General features: G+C 40.3%; 30 protein-coding genes. 17 read left to right on the top strand and 13 right to left on the bottom strand.

Annotation, left to right across the window (positions count from 1 at the left end):
• Nucleotides 1-34: 34 nt before the first annotated feature.
• Together H6779_03180 and H6779_03175 are read left to right on the top strand one after the other, a co-directional pair.
• The gene (locus H6779_03180) at nt 35-322 is read left to right on the top strand and encodes a hypothetical protein (protein ID USN87394.1); all 288 of its coding nucleotides are present in this window, start codon (nt 35-37) and stop codon (nt 320-322) included.
• A 149-nt stretch (nt 323-471) separates the two neighbouring features.
• Nucleotides 472-975 carry a hypothetical protein gene (locus H6779_03175; protein ID USN87393.1) on the top strand — a complete coding sequence of 168 codons (504 nt, stop codon included), beginning with the start codon at nt 472-474 and terminating at the stop codon, nt 973-975.
• A gap of 254 nt (nt 976-1,229) precedes the next feature.
• On the opposite strand, the gene H6779_03170 is transcribed toward H6779_03175, so the two are convergent.
• On the bottom strand, nt 1,230-1,547 hold the full coding sequence (locus H6779_03170) for an NUDIX hydrolase (GenBank protein USN87392.1): 318 nt from the start codon (nt 1,545-1,547) through the stop codon (nt 1,230-1,232).
• A gap of 85 nt (nt 1,548-1,632) precedes the next feature.
• Between H6779_03170 and H6779_03165 the strand changes: the two genes are divergently transcribed.
• Nucleotides 1,633-2,067 carry an NUDIX domain-containing protein gene (locus H6779_03165; GenBank protein ID USN87391.1) on the top strand — a complete coding sequence of 145 codons (435 nt, stop codon included), beginning with the start codon at nt 1,633-1,635 and terminating at the stop codon, nt 2,065-2,067.
• A 16-nt stretch (nt 2,068-2,083) separates the two neighbouring features.
• Here H6779_03165 and H6779_03160 read toward each other — a convergent pair whose 3' ends face one another.
• The gene (locus H6779_03160) at nt 2,084-2,845 is read right to left on the bottom strand and encodes a TrmB family transcriptional regulator (protein ID USN87390.1); all 762 of its coding nucleotides are present in this window, start codon (nt 2,843-2,845) and stop codon (nt 2,084-2,086) included.
• A 103-nt stretch (nt 2,846-2,948) separates the two neighbouring features.
• Here H6779_03160 and H6779_03155 point away from each other — a divergent pair, with 103 nt between their 5' ends.
• The 4 genes from H6779_03155 to H6779_03140 all read left to right on the top strand — a co-directional run bounded on the left by H6779_03155 (nt 2,949) and on the right by H6779_03140 (nt 4,971).
• Nucleotides 2,949-3,374 carry a cupin domain-containing protein gene (locus H6779_03155; protein ID USN87389.1) on the top strand — a complete coding sequence of 142 codons (426 nt, stop codon included), beginning with the start codon at nt 2,949-2,951 and terminating at the stop codon, nt 3,372-3,374.
• Nucleotides 3,364-4,047 (top strand): hypothetical protein, encoded by a 684-nt coding sequence (locus H6779_03150; GenBank protein USN87388.1) that lies wholly within the window; start codon nt 3,364-3,366, stop codon nt 4,045-4,047. Before H6779_03155 ends, H6779_03150 begins: the two co-directional genes overlap by 11 nt.
• A 108-nt stretch (nt 4,048-4,155) precedes the next feature.
• Nucleotides 4,156-4,674 (top strand): hypothetical protein, encoded by a 519-nt coding sequence (locus H6779_03145; GenBank protein USN87387.1) that lies wholly within the window; start codon nt 4,156-4,158, stop codon nt 4,672-4,674.
• A 93-nt stretch (nt 4,675-4,767) separates the two neighbouring features.
• On the top strand, nt 4,768-4,971 hold the full coding sequence (locus H6779_03140; protein USN87386.1) for a hypothetical protein: 204 nt from the start codon (nt 4,768-4,770) through the stop codon (nt 4,969-4,971).
• A gap of 8 nt (nt 4,972-4,979) precedes the next feature.
• Here H6779_03140 and H6779_03135 read toward each other — a convergent pair whose 3' ends face one another.
• Nucleotides 4,980-5,792: a hypothetical protein gene (locus H6779_03135; GenBank protein ID USN87385.1), complete on the bottom strand. Its 813-nt coding sequence runs from the start codon at nt 5,790-5,792 to the stop codon at nt 4,980-4,982.
• 234 nt (nt 5,793-6,026) lie between these two features.
• Nucleotides 6,027-6,299 carry an HU family DNA-binding protein gene (locus tag H6779_03130; GenBank protein USN87384.1) on the bottom strand — a complete coding sequence of 91 codons (273 nt, stop codon included), beginning with the start codon at nt 6,297-6,299 and terminating at the stop codon, nt 6,027-6,029.
• 189 nt (nt 6,300-6,488) lie between these two features.
• On the opposite strand from H6779_03130, the gene H6779_03125 reads away from it, so the two are divergent.
• Complete coding sequence (locus H6779_03125; protein USN87383.1) at nt 6,489-7,046, top strand: prephenate dehydratase; 558 nt, start codon at nt 6,489-6,491, stop codon at nt 7,044-7,046.
• 49 nt (nt 7,047-7,095) lie between these two features.
• Here H6779_03125 and rny read toward each other — a convergent pair whose 3' ends face one another.
• The 3 genes from rny to H6779_03110 form a co-directional block, all read right to left on the bottom strand.
• Nucleotides 7,096-8,625 carry a ribonuclease Y gene (gene rny, locus H6779_03120; protein ID USN87382.1) on the bottom strand — a complete coding sequence of 510 codons (1,530 nt, stop codon included), beginning with the start codon at nt 8,623-8,625 and terminating at the stop codon, nt 7,096-7,098.
• Nucleotides 8,626-8,807: 182 nt separating this feature from the next.
• Nucleotides 8,808-9,416, bottom strand: coding sequence for an ATP-dependent Clp endopeptidase proteolytic subunit ClpP (gene clpP / locus H6779_03115; protein ID USN87381.1), 609 nt, complete (start codon nt 9,414-9,416; stop codon nt 8,808-8,810).
• A gap of 80 nt (nt 9,417-9,496) precedes the next feature.
• The gene (locus H6779_03110) at nt 9,497-10,687 is read right to left on the bottom strand and encodes a trigger factor (GenBank protein USN87380.1); all 1,191 of its coding nucleotides are present in this window, start codon (nt 10,685-10,687) and stop codon (nt 9,497-9,499) included.
• Nucleotides 10,688-10,812: 125 nt separating this feature from the next.
• Between H6779_03110 and H6779_03105 the strand changes: the two genes are divergently transcribed.
• Nucleotides 10,813-11,082, top strand: coding sequence for a hypothetical protein (locus H6779_03105; GenBank protein USN87379.1), 270 nt, complete (start codon nt 10,813-10,815; stop codon nt 11,080-11,082).
• 56 nt (nt 11,083-11,138) lie between these two features.
• On the opposite strand, the gene H6779_03100 is transcribed toward H6779_03105, so the two are convergent.
• From H6779_03100 to H6779_03080, 5 genes are all read right to left on the bottom strand, one after another.
• On the bottom strand, nt 11,139-11,468 hold the full coding sequence (locus H6779_03100; GenBank protein ID USN87378.1) for a hypothetical protein: 330 nt from the start codon (nt 11,466-11,468) through the stop codon (nt 11,139-11,141).
• A 9-nt stretch (nt 11,469-11,477) separates the two neighbouring features.
• Nucleotides 11,478-12,173, bottom strand: coding sequence for a hypothetical protein (locus H6779_03095; GenBank protein USN87377.1), 696 nt, complete (start codon nt 12,171-12,173; stop codon nt 11,478-11,480).
• Nucleotides 12,174-12,243: 70 nt separating this feature from the next.
• Nucleotides 12,244-12,771: an inorganic diphosphatase gene (locus tag H6779_03090; protein USN87376.1), complete on the bottom strand. Its 528-nt coding sequence runs from the start codon at nt 12,769-12,771 to the stop codon at nt 12,244-12,246.
• Between the two features lie 5 nt (nt 12,772-12,776).
• Nucleotides 12,777-14,168 carry a transcription termination/antitermination protein NusA gene (nusA, locus tag H6779_03085; protein ID USN87375.1) on the bottom strand — a complete coding sequence of 464 codons (1,392 nt, stop codon included), beginning with the start codon at nt 14,166-14,168 and terminating at the stop codon, nt 12,777-12,779.
• Between the two features lie 171 nt (nt 14,169-14,339).
• Complete coding sequence (locus H6779_03080) at nt 14,340-14,639, bottom strand: hypothetical protein (protein ID USN87374.1); 300 nt, start codon at nt 14,637-14,639, stop codon at nt 14,340-14,342.
• Between the two features lie 567 nt (nt 14,640-15,206).
• Here H6779_03080 and H6779_03075 point away from each other — a divergent pair.
• From H6779_03075 to pgk, 8 genes are read left to right on the top strand one after another with little or no spacing between them, the layout of a single operon-like run.
• The gene (locus tag H6779_03075) at nt 15,207-17,006 is read left to right on the top strand and encodes a type II/IV secretion system protein (protein USN87373.1); all 1,800 of its coding nucleotides are present in this window, start codon (nt 15,207-15,209) and stop codon (nt 17,004-17,006) included.
• 3 nt (nt 17,007-17,009) lie between these two features.
• A complete protein-coding gene (locus tag H6779_03070) occupies nt 17,010-18,242 on the top strand; it encodes a type II secretion system F family protein (protein ID USN87372.1) in 1,233 nt (410 codons plus the stop codon).
• Nucleotides 18,243-18,252: 10 nt separating this feature from the next.
• Nucleotides 18,253-18,693 (top strand): prepilin-type N-terminal cleavage/methylation domain-containing protein, encoded by a 441-nt coding sequence (locus H6779_03065; GenBank protein USN87371.1) that lies wholly within the window; start codon nt 18,253-18,255, stop codon nt 18,691-18,693.
• A gap of 5 nt (nt 18,694-18,698) precedes the next feature.
• The gene (locus H6779_03060; GenBank protein ID USN87370.1) at nt 18,699-19,181 is read left to right on the top strand and encodes a prepilin-type N-terminal cleavage/methylation domain-containing protein; all 483 of its coding nucleotides are present in this window, start codon (nt 18,699-18,701) and stop codon (nt 19,179-19,181) included.
• 12 nt (nt 19,182-19,193) lie between these two features.
• Nucleotides 19,194-19,715, top strand: coding sequence for a prepilin-type N-terminal cleavage/methylation domain-containing protein (locus tag H6779_03055; protein USN87369.1), 522 nt, complete (start codon nt 19,194-19,196; stop codon nt 19,713-19,715).
• A complete protein-coding gene (locus tag H6779_03050) occupies nt 19,702-21,009 on the top strand; it encodes a hypothetical protein (protein USN87368.1) in 1,308 nt (435 codons plus the stop codon). Before H6779_03055 ends, H6779_03050 begins: the two co-directional genes overlap by 14 nt.
• 43 nt (nt 21,010-21,052) lie before the next feature.
• The gene (locus H6779_03045) at nt 21,053-21,814 is read left to right on the top strand and encodes a triose-phosphate isomerase (protein ID USN87367.1); all 762 of its coding nucleotides are present in this window, start codon (nt 21,053-21,055) and stop codon (nt 21,812-21,814) included.
• Nucleotides 21,815-21,831: 17 nt separating this feature from the next.
• Nucleotides 21,832-22,965: a phosphoglycerate kinase gene (gene pgk / locus H6779_03040; GenBank protein ID USN87366.1), complete on the top strand. Its 1,134-nt coding sequence runs from the start codon at nt 21,832-21,834 to the stop codon at nt 22,963-22,965.
• A 68-nt stretch (nt 22,966-23,033) separates the two neighbouring features.
• On the opposite strand, the gene H6779_03035 is transcribed toward pgk, so the two are convergent.
• The gene (locus tag H6779_03035; GenBank protein ID USN87365.1) at nt 23,034-23,276 is read right to left on the bottom strand and encodes a hypothetical protein; all 243 of its coding nucleotides are present in this window, start codon (nt 23,274-23,276) and stop codon (nt 23,034-23,036) included.
• Nucleotides 23,277-23,284 lie beyond the last annotated feature (8 nt).

Raw genomic sequence — 23,284 nt, 5'->3', positions numbered from 1 at the left:
GTTCTAAACGTTTCTTTTTACGGGAGGTTTCATCATGAAAAAATTAATAATTGTTGTTACGGTGTTAATAATGGCGTCATTTTCATCAGCCTGTGTTATTACACCTCATCCTTATTATGGAGGAATGGGTGGTTATTATGACTACGGATACAACATACCGCCACAGCCTGGTTACTGGGGATATTATAATGATCCGATAATATTTGCTGACCCCTACCCAGGGTATGGCACTGTCTATGATCCATTTTTTGGTATTTGGTCAGCTATTCTTAGTGGTATTACCTTTGGCTTAATTTCCGGAGGCCTTCACCATCATCACTAATAATAAACCAAAAGAGTGTGTTTCAAACGTGATTCACACTCTTTTTATTATTGGCCATTGTATCTTTACAAACCCTCAAAATAGTATAATCTCAGTCAGTAGACGTAGTAATTTGTTTTTTCTTTAACTTCTAATAGGAGAAGTGAAAAATGGGTATACCAGAACATGTAGACACAGAAGAGGCCAGAACGGAAGCTGCTATATTAGCTGAGCAATTGGATCAAGAATGGGTGTACTTGGAAAGTTTAAGGTTACATCCTGCAGATACTTGCTATGAATATTTTACTTACAGGGTGGCACCAGGGTGGCTGAGGCTCATAATAGAGCTCAGAAACTTTAGATGGTTTAGGTTATTTTGGTGGCTGTGTGAAATATTGGTCGTGGGTACCTTAACATTGTATTTTTTCAGTGATTTATCACTGACCAAAACCTTGCTTATAGTCTTTTTACCAACCAGTGTTCTTTTATTAGATAAATTCTACAAGAACATCATAACCTGGCACCATAATTTTACTGTAGAAGAAAAGCCGCTTGGATTACCAGATAAGTATAAGTGTCTGATTTATCGCAAAATAATTGCGTTTAAAACATATCAGATTATCCAAGTTTATACTTTTGGTGATTCGACACATCACATCTTTATTAGAGCTTGACTCAATGAACTAAAGCTAATCCAGCAAAAACCCGCACAATCTACTACCGTGCGGGTTTTATCGTGTCAGATAGGCGGGCTACAATCCTTGTTGAATTATATGATCCAAAAGGAATCGTGGACCTTCTTGTAAATCTGTTTTCTTAAGTTCATCCAAAGTTAGCCAAATCTCCTCATGACGAGCCAGTTCGTCTGAATCAACCTCAACCTTTTCGTAATCTATTAGTTCAAATAAGAAATTTGAAATCTAGCTAATCAATTCACCTTTTTTCCTCCGTGCCAAAACAAGGCATTGTAGCGAGGTAATACGCTTATGAGTTTAAGGTTTATGTAACCGGTTTCCTGCTTGACTTCAGTTCTGACCGCTTCTTCGGCAGTCTGTCCTTTTTCAATTCCACCTGAAACAAAAGCTATCCAAGGTAGATCTTTCCATTTTAATAGCATATATCTACCTGTTTTTGGGTTACAAACGACAGCGTTGATGGCATTTCTTTCAATTATTTCCGCACCTTCGTGGGGAATGTCTTCTCCAGTTCCTCTGAATGATGGTTCTTTGTTAATGTCTGTTTTCATAATAATGTACCTTTAAAAGTTAACCAAAGTACACCCGTATTGTGCGCAACTTGCTTCAAGTTTTGCATTTGCTACACTTGTAGAAATGAAAAAAGATTTTACTTGCGTCGGTTCAGTATACTTACTGTTAATTAAAGACAATAAGATTCTATTAGGGCGTCGTTTCAAAACCGGTTTTATGGATGGGTTTTATGGAGTTCCCGCTGGACACATAGAGAACGCCGAAACAGCCAAGGAAGGCTGTGCCAGGGAAACAAAAGAAGAAATTGGAATTGATATAAAACCAGAAGATCTGGAAGTGGTTCATGTGATGTATAGGGATAATAAGAAAGATGTACGTGTAGATTTTTTTATGACCACAAAATCATACAAGGGCGAGATAAAAAACTGTGAGCCACATAAATGTGATGGTCTTGATTGGTTTGATTTAGATAATTTACCAGACAACACAATTGACTTCATGAAAGCCGGTATTGAAAATTATAGGAATAATATTACTTATTCAGAGTTTGGATGGTAATTGTTATTTATATTAATCAGTCTTTAATCTCAGGACAAAAGTCCCACATGTACTGAAACCAGGTTCTGAAAGAGTCGGCTAGGTTTTGATTTTGAATAACAGTAAACATGATCTCATCAACTTCACCGACTTGACCGAGATATTGATGGTGCATGATATTTACTCGGTCGCCAAAGATATCGATACCGGAAGTAGTGGCGTACTTTTTTGGTAAAAACTTATAATGTTTACCTACATGCTGAATAATCGGGTGGCTAGCTGCTTTTACTTCATAATCAAATAAATGATACATTTTTATTTTCTTTTTCTTTAACCCGGTGAGAAATCCGGGGATGAAGTTGGTTACTCGTTCATCAAGCCAGGCTCCTTGAGCAGCAATTGAATAGAAAGGCTTTTCTACCAGCAGTATGTCTCTCATGTATTGTTTCCAACCCTCCTTGCCACGGTAGGTTTGTACTCGGTATTCAGATGGCGTACTAAAGTAAAGTTTATCGAGAGAGGGGAGGGCGGCTTCAAGTTGCTTGGTTTTTTCGGCTAAAATTTCTTGTAATTTTCTAGGTTCGACTGCTTGATAAATGTTTTCTTTGGAATCTACTACTTCAATAACTAATCCTTTTTCCATAAGACGATTTAAAGAATCATAGACGTTGCGTCTATGTACCCCTGATTTTTCAGATATTGTACTAACCGAAGAATTTCCGCGACGAATCAAAGTCTCGTAAATCTTGGCTTCATTTTTGGCTAAGCCTAATGTCTGTAGTATTTCTTGGTATTCCATATTTGCTATTTATGGTGACCCTTATCACTCTGTGGTGGTATTTGCCACTCGTTATTTATTTGTAAGTATATTGGTGGACTGTTTTAAAGTCAAGAATAGAATTATGAACGCATTTAATAATTTTCAATCAGCTACTTGGGCAGAGATGAAGGATAGGGTACTAACACCGATGAAAGGCGAGCAACCAATTCAAATGGTAAAGAGTGATGCAACAGCATTGTCGTTAATTTTTGACCAAAGCGGCGATAAACCCTTTGGTGCTAGCTTGATACGCTTTGCCGCTGGTGAAAAAGTCGGTCTTCATACTCATGTTGGATCGCATATTTTGGTGGTGACATACGGTCTTGGTATTTTGACTTATCTTGATACCAAGATTGACTTGAAAGCCGGTCTTATATACTTGATTCCCAGTAATGTACCACATGCCATTGATGCTTTATCAGAGTTAGTAATTATAGCTATTGGCAACGACTTTAGAGCAGAAGGAAGTAAAAGTAGGTTAACTTTAGTAGGAGAAGATGATGAATAAATTATCGGTTCATAAAATAGATGGTTTTAGGGTGGTACGGGGTGATTTGGTTCCCGGTGGAATTAAACATTTGGCACTGGAAGAGGCCTTGCGCCATATTTCAGAAATTAAAATAGCTTGTGCGGTCCATGAGTATGGTCACTCTGGTCTGGCTTTAGCTATAGCTGCGATGAAGATGGGAAAAGAAGCGCATATATTTTTAGCTGGTAACCCAAGATATACATACGTAACTGAGTATCTAAAAGATTTTCCGAATGTTTTCTTTCATTTTGCTAATAAAGTCAGAAAACAACATGAAGTGGGCAACTTGGTGAAAAATTGGGCTAGAGAGAATGAAGCCTTCCACTTACCAATCGGATTTAATTGTGAGTTATTTCGGACTGAATTGATAAAATTGGCGAAAGAAACAATTACTTCTCCCGAAGAAGTGTGGGTAGCGGTTGGTTCTGGGACTACTTTTGGCTGTTTAAAAGAAGCTTGGCCAAAGACTAAAGTATGTGGAGTCAGTTTGGGTTTTTTGCTACATGATGTAGAGTACACGGTCATTGAAAAATCCGAGGAAGTGGCTAGAGAATACCCTCCGTATCCCTCCGCTCCTTTTTATGATGCCAAGATCTGGCGGTTTGTAAAAGAAAAGGCTAGAAGAGGAGCGGTTATCTGGAATATTGCTTAACCTCATATCACACTCGCTACATGGCTGTAGCGAGTGCTTGTATTTTGTGATATAAGAGTTGCTAGATTTAGTGTAAATTCGACAAATAACTTTTGAGAGGTGGAAATAATGACTAAAACTCTTGAGCTGATATCTATACCGGACTCAGTTGATGATTTAAAAAAAATACTAAACATATCTGGGATTGACGTCTTTGATAACTTGGTGCAACCAAGGTTTGGATCATACCCTCCGTTACAAATATTGGAAACTTTTTTTGGTCTTATCGAAGAGGATGCTGTATGTAGGAAATTTAAGCCATTACTTGTTACTGTAAATTCAAATCAAGTGAGTTCTAAAAACGACGTAGACATTTTCCAGGAGGGAGCAGAGGAAGATTTAGCCTTTTTGTCACCCGGGGAAGCCTTAGCTTTTCTCTTATATTTGGCTGACACTGAAGACCAGTTTGGTAATATGTTAGCTGTGCTTAATTTTGAAATCATAACAAAAGAGAATTGCAGATATACAATTCATGTAGAATCATTACATGGTTCTGGCTTAAGTATTTATGATATCAAGCCCCGCACTAATCAAGAAACATCGTGTTATAGTTCTGGACATTTCTTTATACTTAAAAAAGTTTCATAGAAGAATTGTATATGTTTTATATAGGCGCAATTAAAAATTGCGCCTATAATTTTTGCTTAAAAATGACACACAATGTTACAATATATTTTAATTATGGAACGATCCATCAAAGAACAACTAGATCAACAAGGAGAGAAAATAGAAGCTATTTATGAGTCGGTAGAAAAGACAAGGAAGTATTTTTTAATAACTATGTGGACCACTATAGCGGTTGTGGTACTGCCGATGATAGGACTGGCTTTTGTTATCCCAGCTTTTATAAATACTTATATGGTTTCATTTGGTGGTTTAATATAATATTATCTCTATTCTGTTGCTTGTCTAAAATAGGACTTATCTTCGAAAACATCATCACCAATCATTACGTTGTTATTTTTAGCAAAGCTGCGTCTTTGAGTAATTACAGCCAGAAAACGAGTATCGTCTAGGCCTGAGCTGCCTCTAACAAGGGCTGTTTCTCCGTCAGATAAATCACGTAATTTTTCAAAATAGGGAAGTGAGCCATAGCGTGTTTGCGTTTCTTTGTTCGTATCTATATCTTCAGGGGTTAGAGTTGTCTTACAATTGCCAAAATTATCAATGGCCCAGACAGCCCTTGGTAAATCCGGTACGTCATCTAAATCAAAACTTGCACTTGGCAGATGATTTCCTTGCATCATAAATACACCGGCTCTGGGAGTAAAATCAAAACTACGAAACTGACTGTAGGGAATGCGCTTCGCCTCTGCCTCTGTAATAAAATTGGCCTTCAACATAGCCTCTGTAGTTTCGTGGATATCTAACAAATTTATTTGGTTCGTTAAATTTAATTTTTTAACAGCTGATAAAGCAAATCCATCGACAGATGTAATGACTAGAGTTTTTTTGTACCAAAAATAAGCAAAAGGGGTGCCGTTTTCCCATTTACTGGCATGGTCTCCACGAGGGGCCACATTAACCAATACCAAGCCTTCACGGCCGGTAGTGGCATCAAGAACGTCAATTAGTTGCATGCCAGCCTCTAGGTCGCTATCCACTCCAATAAAGGAGATGTTTGTTGAAGCCAGTGATCCAACCCGACTGGTCTGGCGAGCTCGCGCATTGTCATCGCGACAGTCGTTGATAATAACTGTAAACATAAATTAATAGTAACATGAAGGGGTTTAGAGGTTGGAAAGTAAAAATCCCCATGGCTGAGGGGATTTTTACAATTGTGATGGGAAATAGCGAGGAATACTTCGTATTTCCACATAGCGTATTACCTCCGCTACGTTAGTAATTTTATCATGACTAGATTACTGATACTAGTGTGGATAAGGAAAAAACTGGGCGCCCCTACGGGGCGCCCAGTTTTTTCCTTATTACACTCAGGTTTATTTAACTGAGTCTTTTAGAGCCTTAGCAGCTCGGAACTTTGGCACTCGCATTGCTGGCACCATAACTGTTTCACCAGTTCGTGGATTACGAGCTTCACGCTTAGCTCGAAGCTTAGCTTCAAATATACCGAAGCCAGCGATTGATACAGCGTCACCATCTTTCATGGCTGCTTCAATACTGCTAAAAACTTTATCAACTGCGCGCTCTGCATCAGCCTTTGTTGAACCAAGTACTTCATGTACGGCACTGATGATGTCTGCTTTATTCATAGATTCTGAAAAATTATATTTTTAGAGCGATTAAAATGTGTAGAGGTTTTACTCACACGCGCCTGTAAAATGGCTTGTCTACATTATATAGCAAGCTATATAAGCTGCCACGTCTTACCTGTTTACATTTTTTGTGCTGTAATTTTTTTGAAACTTTTTCCAGGTTAGGTTGTGTTATGATGTGGCGATATGAAAATTGGTGTAATGGGAGCTTCTGGCAGCTTTTCAGAGCAGGCCGGAGAGATGTATTTAAAGAAGCACAATTTACCTGAAGGGGTGATTTTGCCGCTTGTTTCAGCCGAGAATGTTTTGAATCAACTAAACGAAGGGCTCATTGAGCGCGGTGTATTTCCAATCGAAAATAGTAACGGTGGTATTGTAATCGAAGCCGTGTACGCTATGGCGAAATATCAGTTCCAGATTGAAGAAATGTTTGAACTCGATATCCACCACACTCTATTGGTAAAAAAGGGGGTTACCGCCTCACAAATAAACAGTATCTCTTCTCACGATCAAGCCTTAAAACAATGCCGAATGTACATAAAGCGTAAGTGGCCGGAAGTGGATATAGTGCCATATGCTGATACAGCGCAAGCTGCCATTGATTTACAGGCTGGCCTACTACCAGAAACAACCGCCATCATCGCCGCCAAACAATGCGCTAAACTCTACGACTTAGATATTATTGAAGAGTCAATTCAAGATCTAAAATTTAATTACACAACTTTTGTCGTGGCGAAAAAGTAATAAAAACCCCACAGCTACGCTGTGGGGTTTTTATTACTTAAAAGAAGATTTATCTAGCGTAACTAATGACTCTGGTCTCACGGATCACGTGGACCTTGATTTCACCAGGATAACGTAGTTTTGATTCTATATTTGTCGCTATAGTGCGAGCTAAAGTATGAGTTTCAAAATCAGTCAGTGACTCAGGATTTACCAAAACCCGCACCTCCCGTCCAGCGGCAATGGCAAACGCTTTATCTACCCCCTTGATGGCTGTGGCAATGGTCTCTAAATCTCCCAAGCGTTTGACATAATTTTCAATCGAGTCACGTCTAGCCCCAGGCCTTCCCCCTGAGATGGCGTCAGCCACCTGAACAATAATCGACTCAGGGGTTTCATATGGATACTCTTCGTGATGGGCTCGCATCGCCAAAATGACTTTTTCATCAACCCCGTATTTTTGTAGAATCCGAATACCAATCTCCACATGAGTACCTGCCACCTCATGACTGACTGTTTTACCAATATCATGCAGTAGAGCTCCCGCTCTAGCTACCGCCACATCAGCACCCACCTCCTCTGCAATAATCGCTGCAATATGAGCCATTTCCACTGAATGCCAGAGCACATTTTGACCATAGCTAGTACGAAAATGTAGCCGACCGACAATATTAACTAAATCTGGGTGAAGATTTGGCACATCAGCGTCATAAGTGGCTTTTTCACCCATCTTCCTTACTATGGTAGCCACTTCCTTGCGGGCATTGTCTACTGACTCTTCAATCTTAGCTGGTTGGATACGACCATCTTTGAGTAGAGCCTCAAGCGCAACCCGAGCGATTTCACGACGAATCGGATCAAAAGAAGATAGAACAATATAACCGGGTGTTTCATCAATCAAAACATCGACTCCAGTTGCTCGCTCAAAGGCTCGAACATTACGACCTTCTTTACCAATAACCTTACCTTTTAGGTCATCACTCGGAATCTCTACGTGCGAAGTCATGACATTAGTAGGCATATTGTTGCCAAGACGATGAATAGCAGCCAGGAGAATATTCTGGGCTTCCGCCTCAAACTTCTCTGTACCCAAGCGGTCTATCTTTTCTATATGTTGACGTAGATCTTCAGCCCGTTCCGCTTCAACTTTACTGATAATTAAGTTATAGGCCTCATCTTTAGATAGACCAGCAACTTCTTCAAACTTAGTTTCAATCTCGTTTTTTCTTTCGTCTAATTGAAGTTTAATACTTTTAACTTCCTGGATTTTACTTTGCAAAGCTTCACGTTGTGAATCTAAATCAATCTGACGATTATCAAAAAGATCCTCTCTTTTTAAAAGGTGTTCCTCTTTGAGAGCCAGTTTTTCTTCTCGACTCCTTCTTTCTTTTTTGGCCTCTTCCTCAATTACTAACGCTTTTTCCTCGGCCTTCTCGATTATTTCGATGGCATGCTTATCTGCTTCAACTAGGCGTTCCTTAATTTCTATTTCTATCGATGTTTTCTTTGACAGAGCCTGGAGATAGCGCAGATAGTAGCCAGCAGCTATGCCTAGCCCAAGGATTGCAATGAGCATAAGCACAGTAGTTAATGATGGCATGGTCTGTGTTTATATAATTACTAAATATTCGTAAAATCAATGTCTTTTCAACCGTGACTGATAGGCGAGCGTACCTTAGCAAAATTATAGCAGGTTGTAAAACATAAAACGAGACAGTAAAACAATAAAGGGCCACGAGCGAAGCTCGCGGCCCTTTATTGTTTTACTTCATGAAAGATAGATTATTTATAAATCTGATCTATCAAACCATACGCTTTAGCTTCCTCAGCATCCATAAAGAAGTCTCGTTCAACATCTTGCTCAATTTTACTTAGTTTTTGACCGGTAGCTTTGGCCAACATTCTGTTTAAACGATCTCTAGTCTTCAAGATATGCTTGGCTGTGATATCGATATCCGTAGCCTGCCCATAAGCGCCGCCCATTGGCTGATGAATCATCACTTCAGCATTTGGCAGAATATAGCGCTTGCCTTTAGCTCCTTGAGAAAGAATCATGGAACCCATTGAAGCTGCCATACCTACACAAGCTGTCGCCACGTCCGGCTTGATATGGTGCATCGTGTCGATAATAGCCATACCCGCCGTTACGCTACCGCCTGGGGAATTGACGTAGATAATTATGTCTTTTTTAGGATCTTCAGCCTCTAAAAACAAAAGCTGCGCCACCACCAGATTAGCCATATGGTCTTCAATCTGACCGGTTATAAATATGATTCGTTCTTTGAGTAAGCGTGAATAAATATCAAAAGCTCGCTCACCACCTTGGGTTTTTTCGATTACCATCGGTACCAAGGTAGATTGAATTTTTTCTGTTTGTGATTTATTTTCCATGGTTATTATGTTAGCAGATTTAGAGCGAACGTAAAGAAAAAACTGGGCGCCCTACGGACGCCCAGTTTTTTCACCACATATTATTTCGATTCCTCCTTATCCTTTTTCTTTTTATCTTTATTATCTTCTTTCTTTTCGTCGTCTCTTCCTTCCAACATCGCCAGAACTGCTTCGTTGGTTAAAATTGTACCGACATACGTACGAACTCTCATTTCGTCTGCATCTTTGTACATTTCCAATAATTCTTTTACCTGCTTTTCTACCAATTCCGCATCAGGTATAATCTTTTCCTTTTTAGCAATTTCATTCAAGATTAGTTGTAGTTTTGCTCTTTTTTCGGCGGCTGGAGTCCACTCTTTTTGGATTTCTTCTTTAGTCTTCTTAATATGATTTAGATAATCTTCCATTTTGAGATTAGACCGCTTCAAATCTTCTTCCATCTGTGCAAACATTTGGTTGAGCTCAGAATCAATCAAGATCTGCGGCAACTCGATAGTACTCATTTCAATAATAGCGTCAGTTAGTTTTGCTCGATGGTTTGCCGCTACCTCACGCTTTTTTTCTATTTCTAAATGCTCACGCAACTTAGCCTTGAAATCAGCCACGTCAGTAAATTGTCCCGGCTGACCAAGCGATTTAGCTACTTCGTCGGTTAATTCCGCAATATCAAGCTCTTCATCTTCCTTGTTCACAGTTTCCGGAGTAGGAAGGTCGGTTACTTCGGTCGAATCAGGCTTTTGAGCAGCTTTTTTCTGCAATCGCTCATAAGCTGCTTTTTGACGCAGTATATCCTTGATCTTGTCCTCTAGCTCCGTATCAGTCACATCAGCTGACCCCTTCTCTGCATTGTGAGCAGTAGCGATTTTTTTGTAGTCAGGCAACCCAACCTCCGGTATGATCGCTACGGTAGCCGTGAAGCCCAGTGGATTTTCGGGAGCAATCTTAGTAATTTCGATTTTTGGGTAACCAATCGCGTCGATCTTATGCTCCTCCAATATATGAGGGTACATGTGGGAGATAGAACGTTCAGCCATTTCGGTCAAAATAGCCATTTCACCAATGTGTTTTACCAAAACAGCTTCGGGTACATGACCCTTTCGAAAGCCGTCTATTTCAACATTTTTTCCTAGTGACTTAATAGCCGCTAATCTTTCCTTGGCCAGTTCCTCATAAGGGATTTCACCGGTAATCTTTACCTGTGATTTTTCTTCGTTAGTGACTGTAAAAGCAGTCTTAAAATCTATATTGTGATTATGTGAATGTGTAGACATAGTATGGGGTAGTGTACGGATATCTGAAATAAATGCAAATTAAAACAAAGGTTTTTTGCTATTGACAATCTATATTTTAGTGTTAGACTATCAGTCTGTCTAACTGAATTTTTGGGAGAACGAAAATGCAGACTTATGATCCTTTAGTTTTTAGCGGAGACTTAGTGCGTACACTTAACTCTATATCAGAGTCTGATATAGAAGAAGCTAAGGCTGGTTTGCCAGAAACGTTGTGCGCTATTTTGGACAGTAATAAAAAGATCGCGCTACTTTACGTCTTGGTAAATAACGCGTATCAAAAAAGAGACAGTCGGGCCTTTGAAGCACTGACTGCATTCTTCAAAAAAATAATAAATGAATACTATGGTTTAAATGTTCACTTTAACGACATTTAACACGGCCATAGATTTTGTAATGAAATTCCACCGCTATCGCAAAGCGGTGGTTTATTTTACTCCAGCTCCGCCTCAATCGCATTCAACTCCGAAACCAAAGCATCTAGATTGGTACTCTCAAGATCAGCTTCAATGGCCGAAAGCTCGTCCGATGTACTCATCACACCAAAGCTCTGTACTTGAGCGTAGGCGGTTGCACTCTCCGGCTCCTTGTTTACCTCTGCAGTTGGACGAGCTGGCACTATCTCTATATCAGCTACCCCCGTCGGCTTGGTCGATAAGTACCAAGCCACAACAAGACCCAGCATCACCAATATCAAGACAGTCAGAAAAAAATACTTGGGTATAGTAATGTTAGCGATAGGTAAGTCTGGTTTTTCTTTCATAAAATATTATTACTCAATGAACTCTGTCGACGAAGACAAGCTGTTGTCATCGACTTCATCCGGTATCAGAGTAGCTGTTTTTAACATCGTCACCGTATCCGAAAGCTCCGCTTGGGTTTCTCTTATTAACTCAGCTGTATTTACATATGTATCACGAAGCAACAACCACTCCACCTTTGGTGTAACCGAGGTGACAGTGTTGTAAACCAGCTTATCGATATCTTGAATACTTGATTTTGCTTCAGCCAATGTATTGACTGCGGTCTCTAACTGCACCTTAGCAGCATCTGTATTTAACCCAGACTGTTCCATTTTTGACAGGCGAGAATTTAACCGCTTAATAATATTTTCATGTCTTGCCATAGCGGCCTCCATCCGGTTACTTATATTGGCTGCAAGATTGGTTACACGTTGTTGCTTGCTTTTGCTAAGAGTAAATTCTGAGGGAGTAACAGTTGATGGATTTAAAGCAGCCGCCGACTCAACCGACGAACTGGTACCAGAATTTACACTCGTCGTCGTAGCTAAAGTGGTTGTAGATACACTTGCAGTTTCGTCTTCTAAAGAAGTTTCCGTAGTAGTGGCTGAAGACATTTCTTCTTCACCAGTCTGCGCTATTGCAACCGAGCTGGTAAAAAACACTACTAGTAGAATACTGGTTATACATACGATAATTGAAGAAAGAAAGGCACTTTTGGTAGTCATTAAATATTAGTATACCCCTGTTTGCCGTAGGCAAACAGGGGTATACACAAAAGCTAAGTTACGCAATAATTTACGCCTTGGTTTTATCAGCCTCATACATTTCGCGACTCTTTTCAAAGGCTTGCATAGCTTCTTCTTTACCACGCCACTCTCCGACTGACACTTCCTTATTTTGCACCTTCTTGTAGGTTTCAAAAAAGTGAGTCATTTCTTTGACAAAGTGCTTGTTTACGTCTTTTAAATCTCGTACTTCATCAAACCGTGGGTCGTCTACTGGTACCGCCAACACCTTATCGTCACGTTCACCCCCGTCAACCATTTCCATAATTCCGACCGGACGCGCCTTTACCAAGATCCCCAGAGCCAGTGGGTAAGTAGTAAGCAAAACTACATCCAGTGCATCACCGTCATCGAACAAAGTCTGTGGTACAAAACCATAATCAAAAGGGTAGTCCTGAGCTGTGTGCATCACCCGATCAAGAGCGATCATACCGGTTTCTTTGTCGATTTCGTATTTGTTCTTAGAAAATTTAGGAATTTCGACAATAACATTCATTGCTTCCTTATTTCCCGGGTCTATATCATGTAGTAGATTCATAAAAATTATTTTTTATCTTCTGTATCTGCTAATTCAGCTTCGGCCTCCTCCGGTGTGTCAATCTCATCGAACTCTTCATCATCAGGATTTACGTCACGATCTTTAGTTGGCTCATCATCGCTTGATAACTCTTCTTTCGTGGTGGTAGCATCTTCGTTTTCCAAAACATCAATGTCCTCACCAACCGGAGTGTCAGCCGGAGCTTCAATCTCAACGTGCCCGGTCTCGTCTGCTGTAGCCAGTTCCTCGCCACCTTGCGCTGACACAATATCAATCTTCCAACCGGTCAGCTTGGCCGCCAATCGAACATTCTGTCCACCGCGACCAATCGCCAAAGACTGCTGATCAGGAGAAACGATAGCAATCGCATGTCCTCGTTCACCAGCTTCTTCATCAGGTTCAGACACAATCTGAATCTCCATAACCTCAGCTGGTGATAATGAATCCTCAATAAACTCAGCTGGTTCTGGTGACCATTCGATGATATCGATCTTCTCACCGCCCAACTCACTCATCACAGTTGATACTCGTACACCCCGCTGACCAACCATTGAACCAACCGGATCAATGTGTTGATCTTGAGCGTAGACAGCAATCTTAGAACGTGAACCAGCTTCACGTGCAACCGCCTTTACCTCGACAGCGCCAGTCTGAAGCTCAGGGGCTTCAATGGTAAATAGCCCAGTAAGGAAATCAGGGTGAGAACGTGAGAGTTTCAAGAAAATACCCCGCGGAGTTTCCTCGACAGCCAGCAAAATAGCGCGAATCCGCTCTCCCGGCTTAAATCTTTCTTTAGGAATTTGCTCTTCGTAAGGCATGAGAGCAGTCACTCGACCAAGATCCACGTATAGATTACCGCGCTCAAAACGCTGCACCTGACCAACCACGATATCGCCAGCTTTCTGTCCAAACTCAGCAAAAGCAGCTTCTTTTTCTGCTTCCCGCATTTTTTGCACAATCACTTGCTTAGCCGTCTGAGCCGCAATTCGACCAAACTCATCTTTGGATTCAAGAGGGAAGACCAACTCTTCGCCCAACTCAACATCTTTCTTGATCATACGTGCAGTATTGATCATTATGTGCTTCTCTTCATCAAACCGAACTCTAGTATCTTCTTCACTTTCAGTTTCTTCCACCTCAGCCTCAACCTCCTCTTCATCTTCACTAGCCTCTGGCTTCAACATACTTTCATCAACCACGATCTTAACCTGATTGAAAGTAACATCACCAGTATTCAGATCAAAGTCAGCGGTAATAATCTGCCCACGCTTCCCAAACTCCTTTTTGTAGGCAGTGGCGAGCGACTGCTCGATCGCATCAATCATTCTTTCTTTAGGAATTCCTCTTTCTTCCTCAAGTTCAGCCAAGACCGAGTTTATAACTTTTAAGTCAAACATGGTATTTCTTTGATTATCTTTTAAAAACTAATTTCAATGGATAAAACATCCTTTATTATCAACATAATTTCACCCTCACGAAGAATGCCCGGCGGACGCCGAGCATTCAATCAGTGGTTGTATTATATACCAGATTGAGGGAATGTAAAGCTACGTAGCTAAAATGTATGATTACTCTTTCTGTAGTATAGATTCAAGTACCGCAACAAACTGGTTTTCTGTCTCTTTCCGCATTTTTATTGCCTCTGCAATAGCCATACCCCCTTTATTCTTAACAGGTTGACTATTAGGATCATTCTTTTCATATTCTGACATTAAATTTGTAATTAAATTTAATATTTGGTTATCAGTATCTTTTTCCTCTAAAATTCGCAACATTTCTGTTGGGGTTTTTTCTACCAAACCACAAATGTACCTAAAGGTCTGATTTTGGGTAAGATTTTCTTGATTGTTTGGTATAGATTCTTTCATATAGTAGTTATTTTAACATTGGTTTTTACAGATTAGTATAAATTTAGGAAAATTTGTTGCTTTTATTTATTTAAATGCTTTAATACGAATCGTTTTGCTTTTGACTCATGTCCTTTTATTTTAAGGAGAAAATAAGTGAGAAAAATTATTGAAGATATGTTTGTCGACCTTAAAAGATGGGGAGTAAGTCTCTTTATTTATGATCTGATTTGGAAATTTAACTTTAAGGTTTGCGAAAAATTTCACAACTTTAAAATCTTTTTCTATAAACATCTACGAGAAAGTTTAGGAAAAGCTGTATATGTTTTTTATGGTACAGGAGGGAGATTGTGGTTTCATCATGTAAGCGATAAACATTTAGTTATAGTTGCCGGGTGCCTAGCTCTTATTTTTGTTACTGTACTTGCAGTAATAGCTCTTACAATAGTACTGACGCCATGGAGTGTGGTTATTCCACTTTTGACCTCTTACTTGTTATTGGTTTTCGTCTTATGAAAAACAGCTTACTTAAGTAAAAGTAAGCTGTTTTCTTATCCTGTGTAAATTTTGTTAAGACAAAATTTTTTGATGATACAATGGAACCATAAGAGGCCTAAAAGCTCTTTGGGAATTGTTGTGCGTATACAAGATGAACAACTGAAACGTTTTGTACTTGATGCCGGTCTCATCAAGAAGGCTGATATTGCGTCTGCTGAAAAAGTCGCCAAGGATGAGCGTCGGACTTTGGCTGAAGCCTTTATTTCACAAGGCTATATGACCGAAGACGATATGCGACGCATTGAGTCGTATGTCCTTGGTATTCCTTTTATCTCACTTAAAAACGTTAAAATTGATTTTGAAATTCTTTCTCTGATACCAGAGCCAGTCGCCCGAAATCACAACATCATCGCTTACAAAAAAACCGACAAGGAGCTTGAGGTGGCCATGCTTGATACCAACGATCTACCAGCGATTGACTTTGTTAAAAAGAAAGTGGGCTTTAAAATCCTCCCACGCCTCACTGACACCGAATCAATGCGGACTGCTCTGCGTCAGTACCAGAAAAATCTAAAAGATGAATTTGGTGACATTATTATGAAAGATGCTTCAGCGCTAAAAGTAATCGCGGAAGAGAACGGGGAAGAGTTGAGTGAAAAAGACCTCAAGAAAATCGCTGAAGATTTACCGGTAGTGAGAATTGTTGACACCTTACTAAGACATGCCATTATTCAAGGTGCGTCTGATATACATATTGAACCAAATGAGGAAGAGGTGATTGTACGTTATCGGATCGACGGTATATTAAGCGACGCGATGAAGCTACCAAAACATGCCGCCGGCACCATTGCGGCCAGAATAAAGGTTTTGTCTAACCTGAAGTTGGACCAAAAGCGCTTACCACAAGACGGTCGCTTTAAGATGGAAATGGACGGGCAAAAGGTGGCTTTTCGTGTCTCTATGCTACCGGTTTTCTACGGAGAAAAAATAGTAATGCGTCTACTTAGAGAAAACCGTAGCGGTTTTTCACTTGAAGGAATTGGATTTCACGGCTCTACCTTGGATCGAATCCATAAAGCAACCCGAGCTACCACCGGTATTATATTGGTAACCGGTCCAACTGGTTCCGGTAAATCTACCACCTTGTATACCGTACTTGATTTACTTAACACTCCAGAAGTTAATATCTCAACCATTGAAGATCCGATTGAATACCAAATGCCTAGAATCAACCAAAGCCAGGTTAAGCCGGATATTGGTTTTACTTTTGCCGCTGGACTCAGGTCACTAATGCGTCAGGACCCAGACATTATTATGGTAGGGGAGATTCGTGACGAGGAAACTGCTAGCCTAGCCATAAACGCCGCTTTGACTGGACATTTGGTGCTAGCGACCGTCCACACCAATTCAGCTTCCGGAACAGTGGCTCGTTTGATTGATATGGGGGTTGAATCTTTCTTATTAGTTTCAACTCTACGGGTTGCGATTGGACAACGCTTAGTCCGCAAATTAGCTGATGATAAAATTCCATACACTTTATCAAAATCAGAACGCTCAGAACTAGCCGATCGAGTAGACATGGACATAGTTCTTAACACTCTAAAAGAAGAAAAGATAATCAAAGATGATGCCACTTGGAATGATGTAGAATTTTTCCGACCTAAAGAAAAAGGCGAAACAGAAGATGGATACAAGGGACGCATGGGTATACATGAAGTACTTGAAGTCTCTCCAACCATAAAAGAAATGGTTATTTCCGGAAAAACCAGTGACGATATAGAAAAACAAGCTCGGAAAGAAGGGATGTTAACTATGATAGAAGACGGTATCTACAAAGCAGCTCGTGGACTCACTAGTATTGAGGAAGTTCTACGAGTAATCAATGAATAAAATATGCCGACCTTTAAGTACACCGGTGAAGATGAGGAGGGCAAAAACGTAACCGAAACCGTTACCGCTGACGACCGATACGCTGTTTATGATATAGCTAGACAAGCCGGCCACAAAGTCGCAAGCATCGAAGAAGAATCTTCCTTAAAATTGGTTAGATTGCTAAATATTGAAAAGATAAATTACTTACTTAGCCGAGTTTCCGCTGACGAGTTGGTCATGGTCACACGAAACCTCGGTTCAATGATTACTGCTGGATTAACCCTAACCAGATCATTGTCAGTTATCCAGAGACAAACAGACAATCCGCGCTTAAAAGGAACAATCGCGGTACTGGTAGAAAAAATAAACAATGGTGACCAGTTTAATGCTGCTCTTAAAGAGTTTCCAGAGACCTTCAACGACATGTACGTGGCCATGGTGCGGGCCGGAGAGGAAAGCGGGCGACTGGCTGAGGCACTACAAACTCTTGCCATACAGATGGAGCGATCTTCCAGTCTGAAAAAACGAATAAAAAGTGCCATGATCTACCCGGCTATTGTTATTTCCATCATGGTGGTCATAGGAATCTTGATGATGATTTATGTAATGCCAACTCTGCTCTCTGTTTTTGAGAATGGCGATATGGAACTACCGGCCTCAACAAAGTTTTTTATTGCTTTAAGTAATTTTATTAACAACAATATTCTTCTTACAATCGGAGGCTTAATAGGTTTAGTAGCGGGAGTAATTTATTTTCTTAGAACCAAAATCGGTCGAAAGATTTTCTCTTGGACCGTAGTCAGACTACCACTTATCGGTACCATGGCTAAGGAGGCCAACTCTGCCCAAACCGCTCGGACCTTAGCTTCTCTTCTTGATTCTGGTGTAGATGTGGTGCAATCACTTGAAATAACAACTGATGTTATTCAAAATGTATACTACAAAAAAGTCATCAAACAGGCTCGCGATTCGGTTGAAAAGGGCTCTGCTTTATCCGACACATTTATTGAACATTCCGAGCTATACCCTATTTTAGTAGGAGAAATGATTTTGGTGGGTGAAGAAACTGGAAAAATATCCGGCATGATGGGCGAGTTAGCTGTTTTTTATGAAGGTGAGGTGGAAAGAAAAACTAAAGACATGTCGACTATTATTGAACCGCTTTTAATGGTTGTAATCGGTGCCAGTGTTGGCTTCTTTGCCTTAGCAGTTATATCTCCTATCTATTCAATCTCAGATGGTCTTGGCGGATAAACCTTAACTTATGCAAAATGGCTTTACATTAATTGAACTGCTGGTAACACTTCTTTTAATGACTCTATTGGCTCTCTGGAGTTTTTCGTCTTTAAAAGAATACCGAGATTTGCAAATAGCCCGCTCCAATGCTTTAGAAATTTCTTCTCTAATTAAAGAGGCTAGACAAAAAACTCTCTCGGCAGAAACCGATACACAATTCGGTGTCCATGTTGCAACTAGTAGCATTACTGTATTTGAAGGTGCTTCATATAACCCGTCAGACCCAAACAATCTAACTTTCACTTTTTTGAGAACCAATCTCCTGACACAGTTATCAGATAGTTCTAGCGATATTATGTTTGCCCGCTTAACCGGTGTTCCTAGTGCCACCGGCACGATAGCAGTGGGAGACACTGCTCTAAATTCCACCACCACCATCACTATTCAGGAAGCTGGTCTGGTAGAATAAAAGAAATGAACTGGACCACAAAATATAACAATGGCTTTTCATTAATTGAAGTCATATTGGGTGTGTCAATTATTACTATAATTGGAATCTTTGTTGGATTATCTGTCACACAATTTTCCAGCACAAGAAACACTATCTTGAGTGAAACAAAAAAAATATACTTGGCAGAAGAAGGCTACGAAATAATACGACTTCTACGGGATGAAACTTGGACCAATATTAGCAGCCTGTCTCTAGATACTACATATTTTCTTGATATATCAACCACTACCTTAGCAATCTCTGGAACTCCAGAAATAATCAACAATGACTACACTCGCAGTTTCTCACTACAATATGCTTACCGTGACGGTTCAAACGATATTGTGGCCTCTTCCACCCCGGGAGCAACGGCTGACGTAGATATGAGAAAGGTTTTTATTTATGTGTCTGATGGAAAATCTACCACCACTTACAAGGCATTACTAGCTAATCTGCCTACTCCATAATAAACACCGCCTATGAAATTACATCTAAAACAAAATAACAAAGCCGGCTTTACCTTAATAGAAAGTTTAGTTTATATATTTATTTTTGTCTTGATTAGCGGTGGTGCTATTGGTCTACTTTTTTCTCTTAACGATTTGTTACTGCAATATAAATTAAAACAAGAATTACTAGCTTCTGGTACAGCTGCTATAGAAAGAATACTAATTGAAGCCAGGCAGGCTGACACCCTTACCTTAGCCGGAAGTGTACTCGCCTCATCTACCGCTGGTGTAATAATTTTAACCCAGGATGCAAACAGTACTAAAATTATGAAAAACGGCACTCAATTAGAGCTCTACAAAAATGGAGTTTTAGAAAGTACTCTAACTACAGCCAATGTAGACGTAGTCGGGTCAACTTTTTATCACTATACCTTAAACAACAAGGAACTGATCCGAGTTCGCCTGGATTTAGAAGCCAATATCGGTAACCAAACCGAGACATGGTCAGTGAGCGGTGGCGCTATAATCAGAGGTTCATATGCAAGTACATAATAAACAATCACAAACCGGGGCAGCTATGTTACTTTTTATAATGTTTTTTGTAATGGCTTCTAGCGCTTTAACCTTCTTGCTTAGTCGATCAATCACAAGTGATATGCTGGCAGTCAGCTCCTTATCTTCAGCCAAACAAACTTACCTCTCATCCGAATCTTCTTTGGAAGATGCTACTTTTAGGTTAATGGACGGCGAAACATTAACTAACAGCGTTATCACTGAAGTGGCCGGCATAGCAACCACTACAGTCTCATATATTCCAGCCAGCGATGAATATAAAATACAAACAAACGCTAAAGTAGGCAGGACCAACAAAATAGACACCGTCATCCTCGGACTGGGCGCAGGAACCGCCTTTAACTATGGACTACAGACTGGGAACGGAGGATTTGAACTAACAAACAGCGCTATGATCACCGGTAACGCTTTTTCTAACGGTCCAATAAACGGACAGGGTAGCTCACTAATAAAAGGGGACGCTGTTTCCACCGGACCATCAGGTTCAATTACCAATATCCACGCCACCGGTTCAGCTTGGGCTAATACCTTAAACGGCTCACACATTGAAGGGGACGCTTACTTCAATGTCGGGTCGGGCAATACCGTTGATGGAACTAGCTCTCCCTATACCACAATTGACCCAGCATCATTACCAATTGATGATACTGAAGTAACTGCCTGGGAAAATAAAATAATAGAGGACGGATCAATTATACCTAGTTCAATGTGTTCAGGCGGAGATTATCTAATAGACAGCGACACTAGTCTTGGAAATGTAAAAATTGAATGTAACTTACGCATTCGCAAAACTGGCGCTTCAACCGTAGTGACCCTTACCGGATCAATTTGGGTCACCGGTAATATATCATTAGAACAAGGACCAAAACTAAAAGTTGATCCGTCACTAACCGGGCGAAGTGTCCAATTAATAGCTGACAACCCGGCAGACAGATTAAGCAGTAGCAAAATATCTATCGCCAACTCAACCGAATTTGAGGGTTCTGGTCACCCATCATCTTTTATTATGTTATTATCACAAAACGAATCTTCGGAGTTGGGCGGAGCAGTAACGGCCATAAACATAGGACAGTCATCCAGTGGTGACCTACTCTTGTACGCTGGTCACGGAAAAATTGAGATTGGTAATCAAATCTTTTTAAAGTCAGTGACTGGACACCGAATAGAAGTCGGTAATAACTCAGATATTACTTACGACACTGGTCTGATGAATGTTGTCTTTACCGGCGGTCCTAGTGGTGGTTTTGTCATTAGAGATTGGTATCAGGAATAACGCGGTAAATTTGTTTATCTGCTAATGTGATACAATTTTGGGTATGAAGACCAATAAACCACTGATTGTAGCCAACTGGAAATTAAATCCAACCAAATTATCTGACGCTAAAACCTTATTTGCTGAAACTAAAAAGAAAGTAGCCAAGATTACCGAGGCTATTGTAGCAATCGCTCCACCGGTTATTTTTATACCAGAAGTAGCCAAAACAGTTAAAAATAATGAGGTTAAAATCGGGGTACAAAATGTATTTTATGAAGAAAGAGGTCCATTTACAGGTGAGGTTGCTCCGGGAATGGTGGAACAATTTGGAGTAAGTTATGTGATCATCGGACATTCTGAACGCCGCAAGCTAGGAGTAACTGACAAAGATGTGAATCTTAAAATCAAAGCGGTCTTGAAAAAGAAAATGACTCCAATCGTTTGTATTGGTGAAAGATCACGCGACGATCAAGGGGCTTTCTTCGGTGAAGTAGAAAATGAGATTAAAGCCCTCGCTGAAGACCTTTCTTCAACTGAACTCAAAAAGGTGGTGATTGCTTATGAGCCAATCTGGGCCATTGGTACAGGCAAAACAGCTACAGCAGAAGATGTGAAAGAGATGCAGCTATTTATTGTGAGCACCTTAACCAAGCTTTATGATCGAAAGACAGCTGAGAACATTCATCTGCTTTACGGTGGATCAGTCAAGGCCAGCTTGGCCAAAAATCTTCACGAACAAGGTGGAATGAATGGCTTTTTGGTAGGCGGGGCTAGTCTAAAGGCGACTGAATTTGCTGGTATTGTGAAAGCAGCGATTGATTAGTTTAAATAAATTTGAATATGAATTTGAAATTGATTACAGATGTTCAAGATCTGAAAGGGAAGTATGTATTGGTTAGATCTTCACTTAATGTACCACTTGATAATGGAACAATTCGAGATGATTTCAGACTAAAAAGAGCCATGCCTACTTTGCGTTTTTTGCGAGAACAGGGAGCCAAAACCATAATTATTTCCCATATTGGCCGCGAAGAACACGAGACTTTAAAACCAGTGTTTGACTACTTTAATCAACCCGAGGTGTTACCAATGACTTGGGGAGGGAAGGTAACCGAAACAAAATTCACAGATACCAGAGACAGTATGAAAGAAGGCGATATAGTGATGTGCGAAAATCTAAGGCAAGATAAGCGTGAGGAGAAAAATGACAAAGATCTAGCTGAGTTCATTGCTAATTTTGGTGACATCTATGTCAATGACGCTTTTGCTGCCGCGCACCGCGAACATGTTTCTACTTATGGAGTCGGTAAACTTTTACCAGCTTATGCCGGCATGACTTTAGCCGAAGAGGTAGAACATCTGACTAAGATGATGAATCCCTGTGAACCGTCTATTCTACTTTTAGGAGGAGCAAAGTTTGAAACCAAGATGCCTTTAGTAGAAAAATATCTCGCCCTTTATGACCACATCTTCATTGGTGGAGCTTTAGCACACGATGTAATGAAAGCGCGTGGTTTGGAAATTGGTAAATCTTTAGTTTCAGACATATCTTTAGCAGACAGCCCATTCTTGTGGAGTGAAAAACTTATGGTACCGGTAGATGTGGTAGTAGAAGGAACAGATGGAAACAAAAGTACGAAGTCAGCTGACAGTGTCTCTCCCGATGAAAAAATCTTTGACCTCGGTGAAGAAACCATCATGATGCTAAAGCCATATCTAGAAAAAGCCTGTGCCGTGTTGTGGAACGGTCCATTTGGTAACTACGAATTTGGCTACAGCGAAGGAACTGAGGCCTTAGCTAGAATTGTAGCTGGGGCAGAAGGTATCAGCGTGATTGGCGGAGGAGATACAGTCGCCTCGGTCAATAAACTTGACCTGGCACAAAAATTTGAATTTGTTTCAATTGGCGGGGGAGCAATGTTAACTTTCCTAGAACACGGTACTACACCAGCGATTGAACTTTTGCGAGCTTAGTAAAGTTGGAAGATAAAAGGCCGGAAGCTTCGCTTCCGGCCCTTTGCATTCATTCTACACTCCAACAACTAAAAAGCCTTAGCAACAGCTATCATAGTCGCTACTACTATCAAACCATGTATCAGAAGAGCCTTATACATTTCAGCTCTTATATCTAGACGTAACTCAGTTAATTTACTGTCTAAATAATCTTTGGTAACTAAGTCACTTTCAGTTAAAGCTTCAACAAAACCTTCCGCCTGTTTTTCGGTATAACCTTTTTCCATTAGCTTTCTAATGGTCTTGTGAGTATCTACAGTGACAATATTCATGAGTTTAA

The organism is Candidatus Nomurabacteria bacterium (genome assembly GCA_023898525.1).
Lineage (GTDB): Bacteria > Patescibacteriota > Minisyncoccia > Phycocordibacterales > UBA918 > OLB19.
Note: the sequence above shows the minus strand (reverse complement) of the source record. Positions and strands in the feature narration are given on the sequence as shown.